The following is a 15,638-nucleotide window of genomic DNA, read 5'->3' as shown; positions in this document are numbered from 1 at the left end:
TGCCCTTCCTCATCATCTGGGGCGACGACGACCCCATCGTCCCCATGGAAAACGCCCACATCTTAGACAGCGTCCTGGCCGACAGCGAAGTGGTCATTATCCCCGGCGGCGGCCACCCCACCTACCTCAACCAGACCGAGACCTTCCACCGCCATCTGGTCCGATTTTTGGAAAAGCTGTAAGGGCAAAAAGATAAGGACAAAAAGATAAAGGCAAAAAACGCCTCCGGCGGCAAGGTGGAGCCACCTTGAAAGCGGGTTTGCGAATGCGATATGGCCGTCGGCATCTCAAGCTGAAAGGCGTCCGCATTCGCGTGAAGGCTGAGACGTGCATCGTACCTCGCAAATGCATGAGCCGTCAGGGCTTTCGTATCCATTCACGGGTTAACACAAACCGGAATCACTCCGGCGGTCAGGAGAGAATCCCCTTGCCCCATCATCCAAAAGCCCACAATCGATCCTGTTGGATCGACTGCGGGCTTTTGCTTCAAAAGGCTCCCTGCGAAGGAAGGGAGGGGGGGGGGCAGGTGATGGCAACCCGCGTTGGCTGTATTTTCGCGACAAGGACGTCACCACCGGCGAATGGCATCACTTTTTAGAGGCCATGCCGATGTCTGGAAAGGTCACCGTGACGATCTCATAAATACTCGTGGCAAGGGCCGCAACAAACACCATCATGGCCGTCACAAGAATCACAACGCCTGCCTTCGTGTTCACAAGATGCAAGACCGAAGCCATTTTGACAGCCAGGGGCATGGTCAATCCACCCAGCAATGCGGCCAGGACCACGGCAAAGATAATACGGATTTTATTGGCCCGAACGCCACTGAAGGCCCCAAACACAAAAACAGCCAGCGCCAGCACAAGAGCTGCAACAGACACGGTGATATTCATCTCCGGCCAGAAAAAATAAATGACATTCTCTGATGGCATGGTCCCGCTCCTTCAATTCTCTCAGGTTAAAGAGGTGTCACGAGGCGTGGCCACAAAAATATCCAAGCCGTGGCACTCGCGGTCTGGGTCTTTCAGAATTTCATAAGGGATTTCAAGACATGGATTTTAAATAAATATAGCGTGTTATTCTTTTTTCAAAATCATCTCACACGTAATTGGAAAGATCAAGAGGAGGCCTCTTCACCCGGGTCATTCTTTTTATTTTGGTCCCATTTTTATTTTGTCCCCATAAAGAACAGCAAGAGCCGATACCGAACCCGGGGTGCAGAAGGTGGCGAATCCACGACAGCAAAAAAAAAACTGCCTGCCGGAGTGATGCCGGTTAAAATCAACGGCTGGGTGTGATTCTGCCCACCTACAGCTCATGCACTTGTGACGCACGGGGCGTTTCCTTGCATTACACGCGAATGCGGACGCATTTCAGCCTGGAGTGACGACGCCCGATGCGCATTCGCCAACCCGCTTTCGAGGTGGCACACCTCGCCGCCGGAGGCAGGCTTTTAAATCCCTTCCCCTTGCCTTTTTTCCAGGATAATCCGAATGACTTCGCCGGCAACTTTGAGGCCAAAGATACCGGTAATGTAGGAGATGCTGCCGAGGACCGGGGCGGCGCGAAAGCCGTCGTCGGCGGGTTCTTCGGCGACGGCGGAGGGATTTTTCATTGTCCGTTCCGTGGTATAGACGCAGCGGACGCCGTCAAAGACTCCGTTTCGATGGAGACGACGCCTCACGCATTTGGCCAGGGGGCAGATGCAGGTATCAGAGATATCGGCGCAGGTAATGGCGTCGGAATCGAGTTTTCCTGCGGCACCCATGCTGGAGACGACGGGAAGCCCAAGCTTTCTGGCGTCGATGATGAGAAAAACTTTGGCGGAGAGGCTATCGATGGCGTCCACCACCACATCCCTGGGGTGGGCGAGGATCTTATCGGTGGTCTCTTCGTTAAGGAAGCAGTCGAAGACCGTTACCTCGCACTCGGGGTTGATATCTTTGATCCGCGCTTCGGCCACCGCCGTCTTCTTCATGCCCACGGTGGAGGTTAAGGCATAAAGCTGACGGTTGATGTTGCTCGGGCTGACCACATCGTAGTCCACCAGGGTGAGATGGCCCACACCCGCCCGCGCCAGGGCCTCCGCCGCAAAAGAGCCCACAGCTCCCAGCCCGCAGAGGGTCACTCGGGCGTCCTTCAATGTTTCCAGCCCCTCTTCCCCGAGGAGCTGCTCAGTACGCGCATGGCGCATGGATGTCGTCATGTCTTTTGTTTCGCCTTCTTTAAGAATAAAACATCAGCCTCCGGCGGCCCTGCCGGGGGCTAAACTTTTGAAAAGTTTAACAAACAGGCCTTAAAAATTCTTCTTGAATGAATTTCGTTTTAATGGCGGATGTGATTTGACCCGAGGGATCCGCCTACGCAAAAGCCTCCGGCGTGACAAGTTTACAAAGCTTGTGACAATGCCCCTATAGTCACCAACTTTGGTGGCGGGCGCAGCCCGCCGGAGGCACGCTTTTTCCCTTTCTCTATCCGTCCCCAAACAATCCCAGCGCGTTATTCCACGTCATTTCAGCTACGCTTTCAGGGGTGGTCTTGCGCACGGTTGCCAGGGTGGTCACGACTTGTATCACATGAGCGGGTTCGTTCAAAGGGCCTGGGAGATTTTCGGGAAGGATATCGGGGCTGTCGGTTTCGATGAGGAGGCGATCCGGGGGAACGGCAGCGGCATTTTTTTTTGCTTTGTGGTTATTGGGGCGGGTGATGGAGCCGGAAAAGGAGAGAAAGGCACCGAGACGCACCAGCTCTTGGGCCACCTCCATGGAACCGGAGAAGGAGTGGATGGCGCCGCCGTGGGGAAGCCCCCCCTCCTGTTTCAAAAGGTCCATCAGGCGTCCCCAGGCCTTGCGGCAATGGATGGAGACAGGCCGTTTCAGGGCCCTGGCCAATCGAAGCTGGGCCAGAAAAACGGCTTCCTGCTTACCCCGGTCCAGCCCCTCCACCACAAAATCGAGGCCGATCTCTCCTACGGCCGCCCGATTCTCCGTCAACCGTTGCCCCAGGGCATTCACCCAATCCGGGGAGAGGGTCTCGATAAACCAGGGATGGACGCCGTAGGCGGGGAGAATCTCGGGATAACGCGCGGCGAGGGCTGTCAGCGGTGCCCAGTCGTCTTCCCGGGTCCCGCAGGAGAGAATCCGGGACACTCCGATGGCGCGGGCCCGGTCCATCATGGCATCAACGACGCCCGCCAGACGCGGGTCCTGAAGGTGTGCATGGGTATCAAAGAGTTTCATGAAGGGCATGTTACAAGCGCTGGGTCCCCTTTTCAAGAATTTGTCTTTTTGAAAAAGACAAAAAAGCAGACCTCCGGTGGCAAGGTGTGCCACCTTGAAAGCTATTTTGCGAATGCGCTGCGGTTGTCACCACACCCGGGGAGTCGCGTCCGCATTCGCGCGGAGTGTAAGGGACCGTTACCTGTGTCGCAAGCGCGTGAGCTGTCGGTGCTCCCAGGCCAACCCGTGGATTTAACAGACAGCTTGGAATAGGCAGTGGTTATAAAAAATAGAAATGCCGCTACGCTTTACCCCGAGGGGCGAAACGCAGCGGCATTTTATTCTTTCGACAGGGGATTTACCTCCCTTGCCGCCAGAGTTTTTTCGCTAAAAACCGTTAGCGGGTTTGAAATCGGAGTCCCCGCAGCTCATACGCTCGAGACGCACCCCGCATGCCCCCAAACTTCCTGCGAATGCGGATGCATTTCAGCCCGGAGTGACGACTCCCGATGCGCATTCGCAAGCCCGCTTTCGAGGTGGCTCACCTCGCCGCCGGAGGCACCTTTCTTTCCCACCCACGATCTCTTTCTATCCGCCCATCACGGCCCGGGTGAACTGGTAAGCAATAACGGAGAGGGCAAAGGCAAAGCCCGTGTTGAAGACCACGCTGAAGGTAGCCCATTTCCAGGAGGTCTCCCGGGCGATGACCACGACCGTGACAAAACAGGGGGCGTAGAGCATCACAAAGACCAGGAGGGCCACGGCGGTGGCCACACTCCAGGTGGGGTCGGCGGCCAGACGTTTAGAGAGCCCTTCGGTCTCTTCGGCGTCCACCTCACCCAGGGAGTAGGCCGTCCCCAGGGTGGAGACGATGACCTCTTTGGCGGCGAAGCCGCCCACCAGGGCGATGTTGGTCCGCCAATCAAACCCGGCGAACTGGGTGACGGACTCCATGGCGGTGCCGATCTTTCCGGCAACAGAGTACCTGAGAGCCTCCTGGGATTCCAGGTTATTAAGCTCTGAAAGGCGCTGTTCAAGGCCTTCGGCGCTCAAGGTGGACTCAGCCGTCGTACGCTGGGCCTCATAATCCGCCACCTTCGTTTCGGGAAGGCCGGGGAACGTCATCATGGCCCAGATAAGAATGGAGATCCCGAGGATCACGGTACCGGCCTTTTTAATATAGGACCAGGCCCGCTCCCAAGTATGGATGAGAAGCCCTTTAAGGGTGGGCATTCGGTAGGGAGGCAGTTCCATAACAAAGGGGGTGGATTCCCCTTTGATCACGGTGGAACGCAGGAGTTTTGCCACCAGAAGGGCCGCCACCCATCCGCCAATGACCGTCCAGAACATGACGGACGCGGAATTGTCAAAGAAGGCAGCGGAGATCAGGATGATCACCGGCACTTTGGCGCCGCAGCACATAAAAGGAGCGGTGAGCACGGTGGCGAGCTTCTCTTTGGGACTCCTCAGGGTCCGGGTGGCCATAACGCCAGGTACGGCGCAGCCCCCGGCGATGCCGCCGGAAACGATAAAAGGCATGACCGAGGAGCCGTGAAGACCAAAGGCACGCATCACCCGGTCCATCATATACGCCATGCGGGCCATATAGCCGGAATCTTCGAGAAAGGCGATCATCATGAACATCACCATGATCAGAGGCACAAAGCCGAGCACGCCGCCCACGCCGCCGATGATGCCGTCCACGACCATGGACTGAAGCATCCCCTCGGGGAGGATGGATGTGGCCAGGCCCGAGAACCAGGAAAAGAAGTTCTCCACCCAGCCCATGGGGATTTCGCCCAGGGTGAAGGTGGCATAAAAAATGGTGTAGAGGATGCCAATCATGATGGCCGGCCCCATAAACTGCTGGGTCAGGACCTTGTCCAGCTGATCCGAAAGCTGCAGGCGCGCCTGGGGACGAACGGCCCGGACGACCCCCTCCTTCATCAGGGAGGCGATGTAGCCATAACGATAATCGGCAATCAATGATTCAGGGCTGATCTTCAGGGTCGAGCGGCAATGCCGGGCCACGTCCTCGGTCATTTTGGTGAGGGTCGCGGTTGTCTCCGCATCCTGCCTCGCCCCCATCTTCACCACCTGCTCGTCATTTTCCAGAAACTTGATGGCCACCCAACGGGACGGAGCACGCCCGGTCAAAAAATCATGTTTCTCAATCACCGTCTCCATCTGGTGGATGACCGGATCAAGATCCGGCCCATAGGAAATGGTCAGAGGCTCCCATTGCCCCTGTTTTTCACCGGAAAACCGAATGGCCTCTTCCAGGAGGGCATGTTTCCCGTCACCGGTACGTGCCACGGTCTCCACCACAGGAAGGCCGAGAAGTTTGGAGAGAAGGGCCGTATCAATCTCTTTGCCCTGCTTTCTGACCGCATCCATCATGTTGAGGGCGATCACGACCGGCACCCCGAGTTCCATGAACTGAAGGCTTAAGTAAAGGTTGCGCTCCAGACTGGTGGCATCCACGATGTTGACCACTGCATGGGGGCGGCGTTCCACGATATAATCTCGAGCCACCAGCTCCTCAGGGGTATAAGCGGTCAGAGAGTAGGTCCCGGGAAGATCCACGATGGTGAGATCCTGTCCATTGTGACGGGCATCCCCTTCGCGGTGTTCAACGGTCACCCCGGGATAGTTGCCCACCCTCTGCCGTGCACCGGTGAGGGCATTATACATGGTGGTTTTACCGGAGTTCGGGTTGCCGGCTAAGGCCAGCGTCAATTGTTTATCCATGGTTGTTTAGTATACCTGTGTAAGATGTCTGTGTCATTGCGCCGCAACGGGCGACCTGAAACAAAGAGAGCGGTCTTTTTGAACCCTGCTGAAGCTATCCTTCGATGGGGTCCACAAAAATAAAATCCGCTTCACTGTTCCGAAGGGTCAGGGTAAAATCCCTCAACCGAATCGCCACTGGGTCCTTCAAGGGGGCCTTACCGAGGACCATAAACTCGGTGTTGGGAACAATGCCCATGTCCCGAATCCGACGGCCCAGCTCTCCATCTCCGGTAACCATACGAATAATCCCCTTCTGCTCGACCTTCATCTTACGTAAACTCATCATTTCCGCCATTGTTGCCTCACTCATCTCAGCGTCACACTGCTCTTTAAGGAAAGATAAAACGGGGTCTCATGCCCCACGCCACCGCTGCCGCCTCCAAACTGGAGTGGGCGTCCCTGAACTGCGTTGCCTGCCGCTCTCATCTGCGGGGAGGTGCGTCCTCAGGTACGATGGCCTCCTGGTTTACCGGGAGGCTTTTTTAAATCTCACCCCTCGGCATTTGGCATGACAATCTTTTTTGGCAAGCCAAAGTTTTTATGGTTGATAGCATACCTCCTACCCTCACGCAACTCTTTTTTCAAGGATTCCAGAGCTTCCCCGCCATGGAACCTCCGCCTTGGAAAAATTCTAAAAAGCTATGATTCAAAGACGTTAAGCATAGCACCCGCTTTTATGAGCCCCACAGAACCTTTATAATCATACTAAATGTTTCTTGGTTAGCCTAACTTTTTATATTGACAACCCCCCTCCCCTCGCCTATCTTTTTGGAGCGCCCACAGGGGACGCCCCGGACAGGGACCGCAGGCAACGCGCCTGTTCGAATGAACGCAACCGTTTGAAATCCTTTTCAAGAGAATCATACCATGCTGGACACAATCATCGTCATCCTTGTGGTAGCCGCCGCCTTTTTCTTTTTCGTGCGGTCCCTCCACCAAACCTTCACCGGGAAAAAAAGCGGTTGCGGCGGCGGATGCTCCCAATGCAAAAGCAACACAACCTGTGACATCCCAAAAGACAAACGGCTTCTTTAAAATCAGGATCTGATTCCCCGTCAATCATCCCGCCCGGTTCAGGATAGCTGCGCACGGTGTGGGACCCGTCAAAAGTCCCCTCCCCTCAAAGACAAAGGCCCGTAACCAACCCTGTCAAGGATCCGTTACGGGCCTTCTTTATTTTAAATTATCCGGACCTCATTCAGACTCGCTGCCCGCCTTTTGGGTAGGCGTCCAAGGCCATGAGAAGGGGGCCGTCCCATTTTTTATAGGGCCGTTCTTTGTCCAGGGTCGTCACCACCTCCGAAATATTGAGACGGTCACAGGTCTCCCGGGTGGGCAAACCGGTTTCGGGATCGTAGCCGTTCTCTTCATACCAGGCTTTGACCAGGGCCATATGAGCCTCCCTCTCCGCCGCCCCTTCCTGGGTGTGTTTAAACTCCGGACGCTGGGGCAGCATATCGTCGGCGAGGGTGATGCCCTGGCGGGCGTTAAAGGCTCGTTCCACCGCCCCAATACGATCAGAGACCGCCTCCACCAGGGCTCCGGTGTAAGGGATACCGGTGGCCTTGGTCAGCATCTCGGCCAGGCCGTCAAAAAGAGAGCCTTTCCAGATCAGGGGCAGGGCGCAGGTCCAGGTGTTAACAGCCCCCTTGCAGCGGCCGATGGTATCGGCCAGGGTGGTCACCCTCTCCCCGTGGATCATGGAGTGAACGGGGTCATCGGTGATGATGCCTTTGTCCATAAGGTCTTTAAGCACGTCTTCATCCGAATTTTCCCCACAGGACCAGCTGCGGCCCCGCAGGTGGTCGGCGCCCCGTGTGGCGATGGCGTGGGCCAGGGTAAAGAGCCCGGCGGGGTAGACCCCACGGCCCAGCCCTTTGGTATGATAGCAGTGCTCCATGGCCCCGTTTCCGATGATTTTGGCCAGGGAGTACATCCCTTCAGCGATGAGGTTGCCGAAGCCTTCACGCATGACGGTTTTATGGACCAGTTCCACCTGATCTTTCGCGTTTTCCCAGGAGAGATCCAGGCCGCCGGTGACGCTGTCATCAATGATACCCCGGTTGTAGAGGTCTTTGGCCAGGGCGATGGTATTCCCAATGGCAATCACATCCACCCCATAGGCGTCGCAGAGGTTCTCCATCTCCATAATGGCCACGGGATCTTCCACCCCGCAGTTGGTGCCAAGGCAATAGACCGCTTCGTACTCCATGCCTTCCCCGATCTCTCCCTTGCGATCTCCCTTGGGAATTTTATACACGTTCTTGCACTTGATATGGCAGCTCTGGCAGCCCACACGGTCGATCTCGTACTCTTTCCAGGCTTCGTGGCGCAACTGTTCAGGCACCTCTTCGGGGGAAAGCTCTTTTTCAAAATTTCGGGAACCGGGAAACCAATGGGTGATACCGTAATGGGAGCCATAGACGGCGGCCACCTCTTTCTGCACCCGATCTTCGGCCATGAACCGCTTGTCCTCTTTAGAAAGCGCGAGGAATCCTTTCCGGTCAAAGAGTTCAGGGCGGCCTGTGCCCCGGAGCACGATGGCCTTCAATTTTTTGGACCCCCAGACGGCCCCACTGCCCCGGGAGGCCGAGGCGTATTTGTCCACCATGGTGGAGGCCAGGCGCACCAGATTCTCCCCGGCCTGCCCGATACATGCCACACACACGCCTTTGCCGTGGCGCTCCACCAGGAGATCCGTAGTGGCCCAGGTGTCGAGGCCCCAGAGATCATCGGCGTCGTGAAAGGAAACGTCTCCGTCCTCGATCAGAAGATAAACAGGGGTGTCGGAGGCCCCGGACACCACCATCTGATCGTACCCGGCCCGTTTCATGACATGGGCCATGGCCCCCCCGACGTTACCGTCCCCCATGATGCCGCTGTACGGAGAGAGGGTGCTGACGTGCAGGCGGCTGGAGAGGCCCATGGTGGTTGCTGTCAGGGTTCCTGTGGCAAAACAGAGGAGGTTTTCGGGTCCCAGGGGGTCGACCCCCGGCCCCAGCTCATCAAACAGGGTTTTTGCGTTGAGCCCTCGCCCCCCGAGAAAATCTTGGGCGACCTGGGGATCCAGGTCTTTTTTTTCCAAGGTTTTACAGGTCAAATCTACACGAAGAACGGTTCCACACCATCCGAACATAACGACACTCCCCGGGCGATTCGGCCATCGCCCCATCCATGGGTCCACTTCAATCATGACGCACGAAACCGCACCTGTCATAAGGCCTTTTTTTTAAAAAAAATGTAACGATTCAGCTTATGCCTCCGGCGGCCCTGCCGGGGGCTAAACTTTTAAAAAGTTTAATAAACAGGTCTTAAAAAAGTGTCCTCGAACGAATTCCGTCTTAAAGGCGGATGTGATTTGACCCGAGGAACGAGGGGCAAAGCGCATCCGCAACCTGCTTTCAAGGTGGCACACCTTGCCGCCGGAGGCTGCTTTTTCGAGCTGAATAGTTACCCTGCTTTCAAGGTATTTTAGCCTAAGTGGCTTCGCCACCCTTGCCGCCGGAGGCTTTTTGGGGAGCTGAACAGTTACCAAAAAAATTGCCCCACAAAACGCAATCAAAAATCCGAGCAAACGTCAGCTATTAACGTATTATCCCCCGATTGGCAACCCTATCAATCTTCTTTACTCCATCATTCCGGGGGCCTATACTAAGCGCTGCGAGGCTTCAGAGCTTCTATCCGGGGCTTGGCACTGTTTTCCGCCCCAACCCAATGACTATTTAGGTAAGGATTCGTCCATGGATACGTATGTCAGCATAAAACAAGAGGTCCTGGACGCCGCCCTCTGGCTCTCGGAAAACCATTACTTCGGCACTCAATTAAGCTCAGGGGGCAACGTCTCCGCCCGGGTTCCGGGGAAAAACCTGTTCGCCATCACCCCGTCATCGGTTCCCTACCACGAGCTCACCTCCGAGGAGATCTGTCTCCTGGACTTCGACCTCCACCTAATCGAAGGCGACCTCAAGCCCTCCATCGAGGCCGGCATGCACGCCACCCTCTACACCCGGCGCCCCGACGTCAACGCCGTGGCCCATACCCACCAGTTCCACGCCAGCATCTTCGCGGTTCTCAACACGCCCATTCCCCCTCTCTTTGACGAAATTGCCATGCTGATCGGCCATCAGATAGCTGTCATCCCCTATGCCCTCAGCGGTTCCGACGCGTTAGCGGCACAGGTGGGGAAAAGCGTCACCAACGGCTGTTCCTGTTTTATCATGCAGAACCACGGCGCATTAAATCTTGGCCGCGACCTCAAGCAGGCCATGCGAAACGCAGAGCTCCTCGAAAAGGCCGCCAGGGTTTACCACCATGCCCTGTCCACGGGCCTGCCCATCACCACCCTCCCGGCAGAGGCCCTTCATTTTTGGGAAGAGATCCGACAAACGCTGTAACCCTCAAAGGCCACGGCTTTCCGGTACAGGTCATCGCCCTGCCCCGGCCTTCGTTTTTTTTGGGGTGGCATCCCAGGGTCCCTTTCTGATAAGAAACGGGCACAAAAGAATTAACGTGCGTACCACAAGGCCACAGAGCCTGACACCGAAGACAACAGGAAGTCCCCATGACCCCCCATAGCGACACCGACAATCACCCCCAGAAAGAGGAGCTGGAAGCCCTGCTCACCCAGGTGCTCCCCCTGAATCTCCCCCACGTACACTTTCAGGACCTCGCCTCCATCGAACGGGTGATTCCCCAGGACGCCTTTACAGACATCCTCACCGATCTCGCCCATGGGAACCCGGGAGCCGTCACCCTGATTGATGTACGGTCCGAGGCTGAATTCGAAAAAGAACGCCTCCCCTTCGCCGTCAATCTCCCGATCCTGACCAACGAAGAGCGCCACAGGGTGGGGCTCATCTACAAGCGTCACGACAAGGGCCTCGCCCTCTCCTACGCCTGGCACCTGGCAAAAGAAAAAGAAGACGCCTACCTCGAAAAAGTCCGCGAGCTGGCCCAGGACAGGCCGGTCTTCCTCTACTGCTGGCGGGGAGGAGGCCGAAGCCGCTACACATCCAGCATGCTCAACGAAAACGGCATCAATGCCGTACGCCTCGATGGAGGCCAGAAAGCCTTCCGAAAAGAGGTCCACACCCTGCTTTACGATCAGGAGCTGACCCTTTACCCCCTGTCCGGAAAGACCGGATGCGGCAAATCTGAGCTTCTGGAGTATATCCAGGCCCACCACCCGGAGATCCCCGTCCTTCACCTCGAAGCTGCGGCAGGCCACGCCGCCTCGGTCTTCGGTGAGATTCGGTTTGCTCTCATGGGGGACTCCCTGGCCAAAAGCCAGCGGGACTTTGAGACCCACCTCTATGTCAACCTGCTTCAGCACCGGCGCAAAGACGGCAGCCTGCCCCCCTTTCTCACCGAGATGGAGAGCAAGAAAATCGGCCAGTTTAACCTGCCTCCGACGATCTGCCGCGCCTTGGAGCAGGAGGCCCACATCGGGCTTACCTGTCCCCTGGACGCCCGGCTGGATCGCCTGAAACGGGAATATTTCGGCAGCGGCGGCAAACAGGCTGAGACCATGGTCAAAGACGCCATCCGGTACCTGACGCGGCGGGTGGGCACCCAGGCTGTGGAGAGATGGTTTGAAGCCATCGACGCCGGAGACTACCTCACCTTCCTGCGCGAAGTGATGGTGGATTACTACGACAAGGTGTACAAAGGGGTCGAGAAAACACCCCTTGCCATCGTGGACAACGCCCATGTGGATCAGGCCGCCAAGGTCATCGTCGCCTGGTACGCGGACCGCATTCAGGCATCCTGACGGAGAAGCCCCATGCCCATTCTCATTTCCCAACACCTGGCCCTTGGCGACGCGGAGGTGGAGCTCTCAGCCGTCAAGGCCTCCGGTCCCGGAGGCCAGCACGTCAACACCTCCTCCACGGCCATCCATCTGCGCTTCGACATCCGGGCCTCCTCCCTGCCGGAGCTTTACAAGGAGAGGCTCCTGGCCCTCTCTGATCACCGCATCACCGACGAGGGCATCGTCATCATCAAATCCCGGGAGCACCGCAGCCAGGAGATGAATCGCCAGGGGGCTGTAGAGCGACTGATCAGCCTGATTCGAAGCGTCACAATCACCCCCAAGAAAAGACGCCCCACCCGACCCTCCAAAAATGCCCGGGCAAAACGCATGAACGCCAAAACCCGACGCAGCGACATCAAAAAAAATCGTGGAAAAATAACGCATTAATCCGTCACATGTCATGGCGAGCCTCCCGAGACACCTATTCCCGTTGCTGAAGAGGGGCGTTGTGACAGGCAGGCGCCCAGTGCAACCCTCAACATTCAGATCAGGCAAGGCGTCATGATTATTTATCTTATCGGCATGGTGGGCATCGCCGCCTTTTCCATCACCGGCGTGGTGGCAGCGGGCAAGAAAGACATGGATCTCTTCTGCACCCTCCTCCACCTGGCCCCGGAGGCCCCCTTCAACCGCTACGGCGGCCTGGCCCTGGCCTTCGGCCTGAGGTGCGCCTCCATCCACTGGGGTCTCTATTACCCACGATTTCTTCTGTATAAAGGGAAGGCATAAGAAACCCGCGAATTGACACGGAAGCACCGGTAGCTCATGCACTTGCGACGCACTGTGCGATTCCTTGCACTTCACGCGAATGCGAACGCATTTCAGCCCGGAGTGGCGACTCCCGATGGGCATTCGCAAACCCGCTTTCGAGGTGACACACCTCGCCGCCGGAGGCAATTTTTTTGCTTTAACAGCACCCACCCCCACAGGAAGCCTTGTCTTTGCCCTTGATCCAGCCGGAGATGATGTACGCGGCGCAACCGACGCCAGGGTTGACAGAGATAGCGGCCACCGGGCAATTTCGGGCGCAGGCGCCGCACTCCATACAGCCGTTCAAGTCGTCAATGCGGGCCTTTGGCCCCTCCAGAGAAAAAACGCCGTGCGGGCAGACGGTGGTGCAGAGTCCGCATCCGACGCAGAGATCGGTATGCAGCTTCAAGGTGGCCATGTTGTCGATGTATCGAAGATCTTTCATGGTAAATCCTCCTTAGCCTGTAAAGGGCGCAGCCAGCCAGATGATCAACCCCACGATGACAGCGACGGCCTGGGCAGGAATGGCCCGCTTCATCTCATGCTCGACCCCTGTGGGGGAGGTATAAGGGGTGGCACCGGTAAAATTCATGGCCAGATACGAGCTCACGGCCGTCAGCCAGCAAATCAACGCGAACAGACTCCCCATGCCCACCTCATTCCAGTAAAAAAGCCCGAAAGGAAGTCCGCAGAGCAGGCCCGCCAGAGCCCCTTTAACTGCAAAAGCCCGCCCGGGAAGCCAGGGGAGCAGGGCCGGAGTGATGACGGCACCAGCCAGGATGCCTGTAAAAAGGGCCGACCATGCAGCGACACCCTTAAGAACCGCCTGTGAAAAGGAGAAAAAGCCCGGCCCGACCCCCGAAAGGAGAAAAAGGGCGGGCACCAGCCAGAGCAGATGCCGGCCCGTCAGACTCACCTCCACGGGCATCAATTCAAGTCGTTCTTTCAAGGTAAAGGTGATGCGGCGCATGCCCGCATCGGCGTTCAACCCGCTTTGTATAAACCCGGGCAGATCCGAGGCACGAAGGGGGCCAAACTCAGCCCGGAACCCACACCGTTTTTTCACCTCCCGAGCCGTCACCCCGTTGGCGCAAAGCTGGGGCAGAATCAGCTTTCGGTGAGAGACCACCTGAGTAAGGCCCGTCTTCGTCACCATCGCCGCCACCCCCTCGGCAGAGAAGCTGCCCTTGCCCGCTGCGCACCAGACGTTGATCCCCTTTGTATCCACCACCAGGAGCCAGGCATTCATACCCGAAAGCGTCCGTCTCACAGCGTCAAAACTCATCTTGTAGTTGGCCGTCACCAGAACCGGCGCAGTCTCCGTCGGCTCGCCCACGGCGTAAAGCCCGGGAGCTACCCTGTAGTCGCTTCGCCCCACGTTGCACCGTGCCGCCAGAGTCCCCAGATGATCCACCCTTTCAAGGCGGGTTTTCACCACCGGCACGGCCCCTTCAGGAGTCTCCATAAAGGAGTCCACAAAGCGGCACACGCTGTAACCCGGCATCTCCCGGTCATCGCCCTCCGAGGCCGGCCCGCAACAACAGGGGGCGCCCAGGTCCCGAGCCGCGCTCTCTCCAAAGGCCATCAGATTATCCTTCATCCACTCTCTCCTCAATCATCTGCCCCAACCCTCCCACCAGCAGCTTCAACTCTCCGAGCACCTCTGGGTCCACGCAATAACAGGTTTTCGGCCCCTCCACCTCACCCTGGACAAGCCCGGCCTTCCTCAGGACCCTCAGGTGCTGGCTCACCGTGGACTGAGCCAGGGGCAACACCGCCACGAGATCGCCGCAAATACAGCGGTCTTCCGCCAAAAGGTGGTTGAGAATTTCAATGCGCGCAGGGTGAGCCAGGGCCTTGCAGAGTTCGCCCAGCCTGTGGGCCCGATGTCCATCCGGTGATGTCACAGCGACCTCCTTGATCTTTATTTAATCGTATAATTACGATAATACATCCGCCTCGCCCCTGTCAAACCCAGAGTTCTCTTTGGACTCTCGGATATTTCCGCACCCGCGGGGTGGGACAGCGCTTGCTCCGTATGTCTAATTCATCTTACCAATCAGGTGTCATATGGGCGGACTACCAGCCAAGTTCCCGTCCAGCGCCCTTGAAATGAAGGAACTTTCAAGCAAGTCATAACCCAGCAATCCATAGAAAAAACTTGATGTTTTACCGAAATACGAGTTAAATAGCCCATCGTAAGGACAACTCAACGCCAGCTTTACGGCACGCTTTTCATGTGTCGTTCCGATAAAGCATTGCCGTAATGTGCCTATGGTTCGTTGACTTACGCGCGGGCATCGTCATGCCTTATCACCCATGCATAATAGTAAACAACAGATAGCTTGACGTGCCAAAGCGACAAGGTATATCCGGCCCAAATGAGCAGGTAAGCGGTCCCGTGGACTGCCGTCGGAGTCCCAGACACTGACCCCTGTTATCCTGAATTTCGGATGGGACCGAATCCCGCCACACCGACATCAACCAGAGGAGATGTGCTTATGAAAAGAATTCTGTTTCTTGCCTTGTGTTTTTCCCTGATGGCATCCTTCGCCGCGGCCGCGACCCTCAAGATCGGCCTCATGTGTCCCCTCACCGGTTCCTGGGCCAGCGAAGGCCAGGATATGAAACAAATCGTTGAGCTGCTCGCCGATGAAGTCAACGCCAAGGGCGGTCTTCTTGGCCAGCAGGTGGAGATCATCACCGAAGACGACGCCGGGGATCCCCGGACGGCTGCCCTGGCCGCCCAACGGCTTGCCACCCGTGACATCATCGCCGTGATCGGCACCTATGGGTCCTCCATCACCGAAGCCTCTCAGAATATTTACGACGAAGAGGAGATCATCCATATCGCCAACGGATCCACGGCCATCCGCCTCTCGGAAAAAGGACTGAAATACTTCTTCCGCACCTGCCCGAGAGACGACGAACAGGGCAGCGTCGCGATGAAGACCCTCGTCAACATGGGGTTCAAAAAGATTGCCATCCTTCACGACAACACCACGTACGCCAAGGGCCTGGCCGATGAAGCCAAGGCTCTCCTGAAAAAACAGCCCGTGGATATC

16 protein-coding genes are annotated in these 15,638 nt (G+C 57.0%); 7 read left to right on the top strand and 9 right to left on the bottom strand.

What is annotated here, in order from left to right:
• Positions 1-182, top strand: a 182-nt coding sequence (locus Q1Q75_RS20890) for an alpha/beta hydrolase (RefSeq protein WP_300674861.1), incomplete at its 5' end; no start/stop codon positions are given.
• A gap of 405 nt (positions 183-587) precedes the next feature.
• Here the strand turns inward: Q1Q75_RS20890 and Q1Q75_RS20885 are convergent.
• The 5 genes from Q1Q75_RS20885 to Q1Q75_RS20865 form a co-directional block, all read right to left on the bottom strand.
• Positions 588-932 (bottom strand): hypothetical protein, encoded by a 345-nt coding sequence (locus tag Q1Q75_RS20885; protein ID WP_300674858.1) that lies wholly within the window; start codon positions 930-932, stop codon positions 588-590.
• A gap of 521 nt (positions 933-1,453) precedes the next feature.
• Positions 1,454-2,206, bottom strand: a complete 753-nt coding sequence (locus Q1Q75_RS20880) for a tRNA threonylcarbamoyladenosine dehydratase (RefSeq protein WP_300674855.1) — start codon at positions 2,204-2,206, stop codon at positions 1,454-1,456.
• A 265-nt stretch (positions 2,207-2,471) separates the two neighbouring features.
• Positions 2,472-3,239: a TatD family hydrolase gene (locus Q1Q75_RS20875; protein WP_300674853.1), complete on the bottom strand. Its 768-nt coding sequence runs from the start codon at positions 3,237-3,239 to the stop codon at positions 2,472-2,474.
• Between the two features lie 567 nt (positions 3,240-3,806).
• Positions 3,807-5,969 carry a ferrous iron transport protein B gene (gene feoB / locus Q1Q75_RS20870; RefSeq protein ID WP_300674851.1) on the bottom strand — a complete coding sequence of 721 codons (2,163 nt, stop codon included), beginning with the start codon at positions 5,967-5,969 and terminating at the stop codon, positions 3,807-3,809.
• 94 nt (positions 5,970-6,063) lie between these two features.
• Positions 6,064-6,321: a FeoA family protein gene (locus Q1Q75_RS20865; protein ID WP_300674849.1), complete on the bottom strand. Its 258-nt coding sequence runs from the start codon at positions 6,319-6,321 to the stop codon at positions 6,064-6,066.
• Positions 6,322-6,878: 557 nt separating this feature from the next.
• Here Q1Q75_RS20865 and Q1Q75_RS20860 point away from each other — a divergent pair.
• Complete coding sequence (locus Q1Q75_RS20860) at positions 6,879-7,046, top strand: FeoB-associated Cys-rich membrane protein (protein WP_300674847.1); 168 nt, start codon at positions 6,879-6,881, stop codon at positions 7,044-7,046.
• Between the two features lie 163 nt (positions 7,047-7,209).
• Here Q1Q75_RS20860 and Q1Q75_RS20855 read toward each other — a convergent pair whose 3' ends face one another.
• Positions 7,210-9,147 carry an aldehyde ferredoxin oxidoreductase family protein gene (locus Q1Q75_RS20855; RefSeq protein ID WP_300674845.1) on the bottom strand — a complete coding sequence of 646 codons (1,938 nt, stop codon included), beginning with the start codon at positions 9,145-9,147 and terminating at the stop codon, positions 7,210-7,212.
• 604 nt (positions 9,148-9,751) lie between these two features.
• Here Q1Q75_RS20855 and Q1Q75_RS20850 point away from each other — a divergent pair.
• From Q1Q75_RS20850 to Q1Q75_RS20835, 4 genes are all read left to right on the top strand, one after another.
• The gene (locus Q1Q75_RS20850) at positions 9,752-10,405 is read left to right on the top strand and encodes a class II aldolase/adducin family protein (protein WP_300674842.1); all 654 of its coding nucleotides are present in this window, start codon (positions 9,752-9,754) and stop codon (positions 10,403-10,405) included.
• Positions 10,406-10,572: 167 nt separating this feature from the next.
• Positions 10,573-11,781 carry a tRNA 2-selenouridine(34) synthase MnmH gene (gene mnmH / locus Q1Q75_RS20845; RefSeq protein ID WP_300674839.1) on the top strand — a complete coding sequence of 403 codons (1,209 nt, stop codon included), beginning with the start codon at positions 10,573-10,575 and terminating at the stop codon, positions 11,779-11,781.
• Between the two features lie 12 nt (positions 11,782-11,793).
• Entirely contained in the window at positions 11,794-12,210 is a 417-nt protein-coding gene (gene arfB, locus Q1Q75_RS20840; protein ID WP_300674836.1) for an alternative ribosome rescue aminoacyl-tRNA hydrolase ArfB, read from the top strand.
• Between the two features lie 114 nt (positions 12,211-12,324).
• A complete protein-coding gene (locus Q1Q75_RS20835; RefSeq protein WP_300674833.1) occupies positions 12,325-12,552 on the top strand; it encodes a hypothetical protein in 228 nt (75 codons plus the stop codon).
• Between the two features lie 178 nt (positions 12,553-12,730).
• Here Q1Q75_RS20835 and hgcB read toward each other — a convergent pair whose 3' ends face one another.
• From hgcB to Q1Q75_RS20820, 3 genes are read right to left on the bottom strand one after another with little or no spacing between them, the layout of a single operon-like run.
• On the bottom strand, positions 12,731-13,018 hold the full coding sequence (gene hgcB, locus Q1Q75_RS20830; protein WP_300674830.1) for a mercury methylation ferredoxin HgcB: 288 nt from the start codon (positions 13,016-13,018) through the stop codon (positions 12,731-12,733).
• Positions 13,019-13,030: 12 nt separating this feature from the next.
• The gene (gene hgcA, locus Q1Q75_RS20825) at positions 13,031-14,173 is read right to left on the bottom strand and encodes a mercury methylation corrinoid protein HgcA (protein ID WP_300674827.1); all 1,143 of its coding nucleotides are present in this window, start codon (positions 14,171-14,173) and stop codon (positions 13,031-13,033) included.
• Complete coding sequence (locus Q1Q75_RS20820) at positions 14,163-14,480, bottom strand: metalloregulator ArsR/SmtB family transcription factor (protein ID WP_300674824.1); 318 nt, start codon at positions 14,478-14,480, stop codon at positions 14,163-14,165. The genes hgcA and Q1Q75_RS20820 overlap by 11 nt, the downstream gene beginning before the upstream one ends.
• A gap of 594 nt (positions 14,481-15,074) precedes the next feature.
• On the opposite strand from Q1Q75_RS20820, the gene Q1Q75_RS20815 reads away from it, so the two are divergent.
• A partial coding sequence (locus Q1Q75_RS20815) for a branched-chain amino acid ABC transporter substrate-binding protein (protein ID WP_300674821.1) occupies positions 15,075-15,638 on the top strand: 564 nt, incomplete at its 3' end.

The organism is Desulfoluna sp. (genome assembly GCF_030145185.1).
GTDB lineage: Bacteria > Desulfobacterota > Desulfobacteria > Desulfobacterales > Desulfolunaceae > Desulfoluna.
The sequence above is the reverse complement of the archived record's forward strand: the minus strand, read 5'-3'. Positions and strand labels throughout refer to the sequence as shown.

Coding starts and splice junctions, on each gene's coding strand:
- feoB (WP_300674851.1), bottom strand. CDS start 5,969: ATGGATAAACAATTGACGCTGGCCTTAGCCGGCAACCCGAACTCCGGT.
- Q1Q75_RS20860 (WP_300674847.1), top strand. CDS start 6,879: ATGCTGGACACAATCATCGTCATCCTTGTGGTAGCCGCCGCCTTTTTC.
- hgcB (WP_300674830.1), bottom strand. CDS start 13,018: ATGAAAGATCTTCGATACATCGACAACATGGCCACCTTGAAGCTGCAT.
- Q1Q75_RS20885 (WP_300674858.1), bottom strand. CDS start 932: ATGCCATCAGAGAATGTCATTTATTTTTTCTGGCCGGAGATGAATATC.
- arfB (WP_300674836.1), top strand. CDS start 11,794: ATGCCCATTCTCATTTCCCAACACCTGGCCCTTGGCGACGCGGAGGTG.
- Q1Q75_RS20850 (WP_300674842.1), top strand. CDS start 9,752: ATGGATACGTATGTCAGCATAAAACAAGAGGTCCTGGACGCCGCCCTC.
- Q1Q75_RS20865 (WP_300674849.1), bottom strand. CDS start 6,321: ATGAGTGAGGCAACAATGGCGGAAATGATGAGTTTACGTAAGATGAAG.
- hgcA (WP_300674827.1), bottom strand. CDS start 14,173: ATGAAGGATAATCTGATGGCCTTTGGAGAGAGCGCGGCTCGGGACCTG.
- Q1Q75_RS20855 (WP_300674845.1), bottom strand. CDS start 9,147: ATGTTCGGATGGTGTGGAACCGTTCTTCGTGTAGATTTGACCTGTAAA.
- mnmH (WP_300674839.1), top strand. CDS start 10,573: ATGACCCCCCATAGCGACACCGACAATCACCCCCAGAAAGAGGAGCTG.
- Q1Q75_RS20835 (WP_300674833.1), top strand. CDS start 12,325: ATGATTATTTATCTTATCGGCATGGTGGGCATCGCCGCCTTTTCCATC.
- Q1Q75_RS20880 (WP_300674855.1), bottom strand. CDS start 2,206: ATGACGACATCCATGCGCCATGCGCGTACTGAGCAGCTCCTCGGGGAA.
- Q1Q75_RS20875 (WP_300674853.1), bottom strand. CDS start 3,239: ATGAAACTCTTTGATACCCATGCACACCTTCAGGACCCGCGTCTGGCG.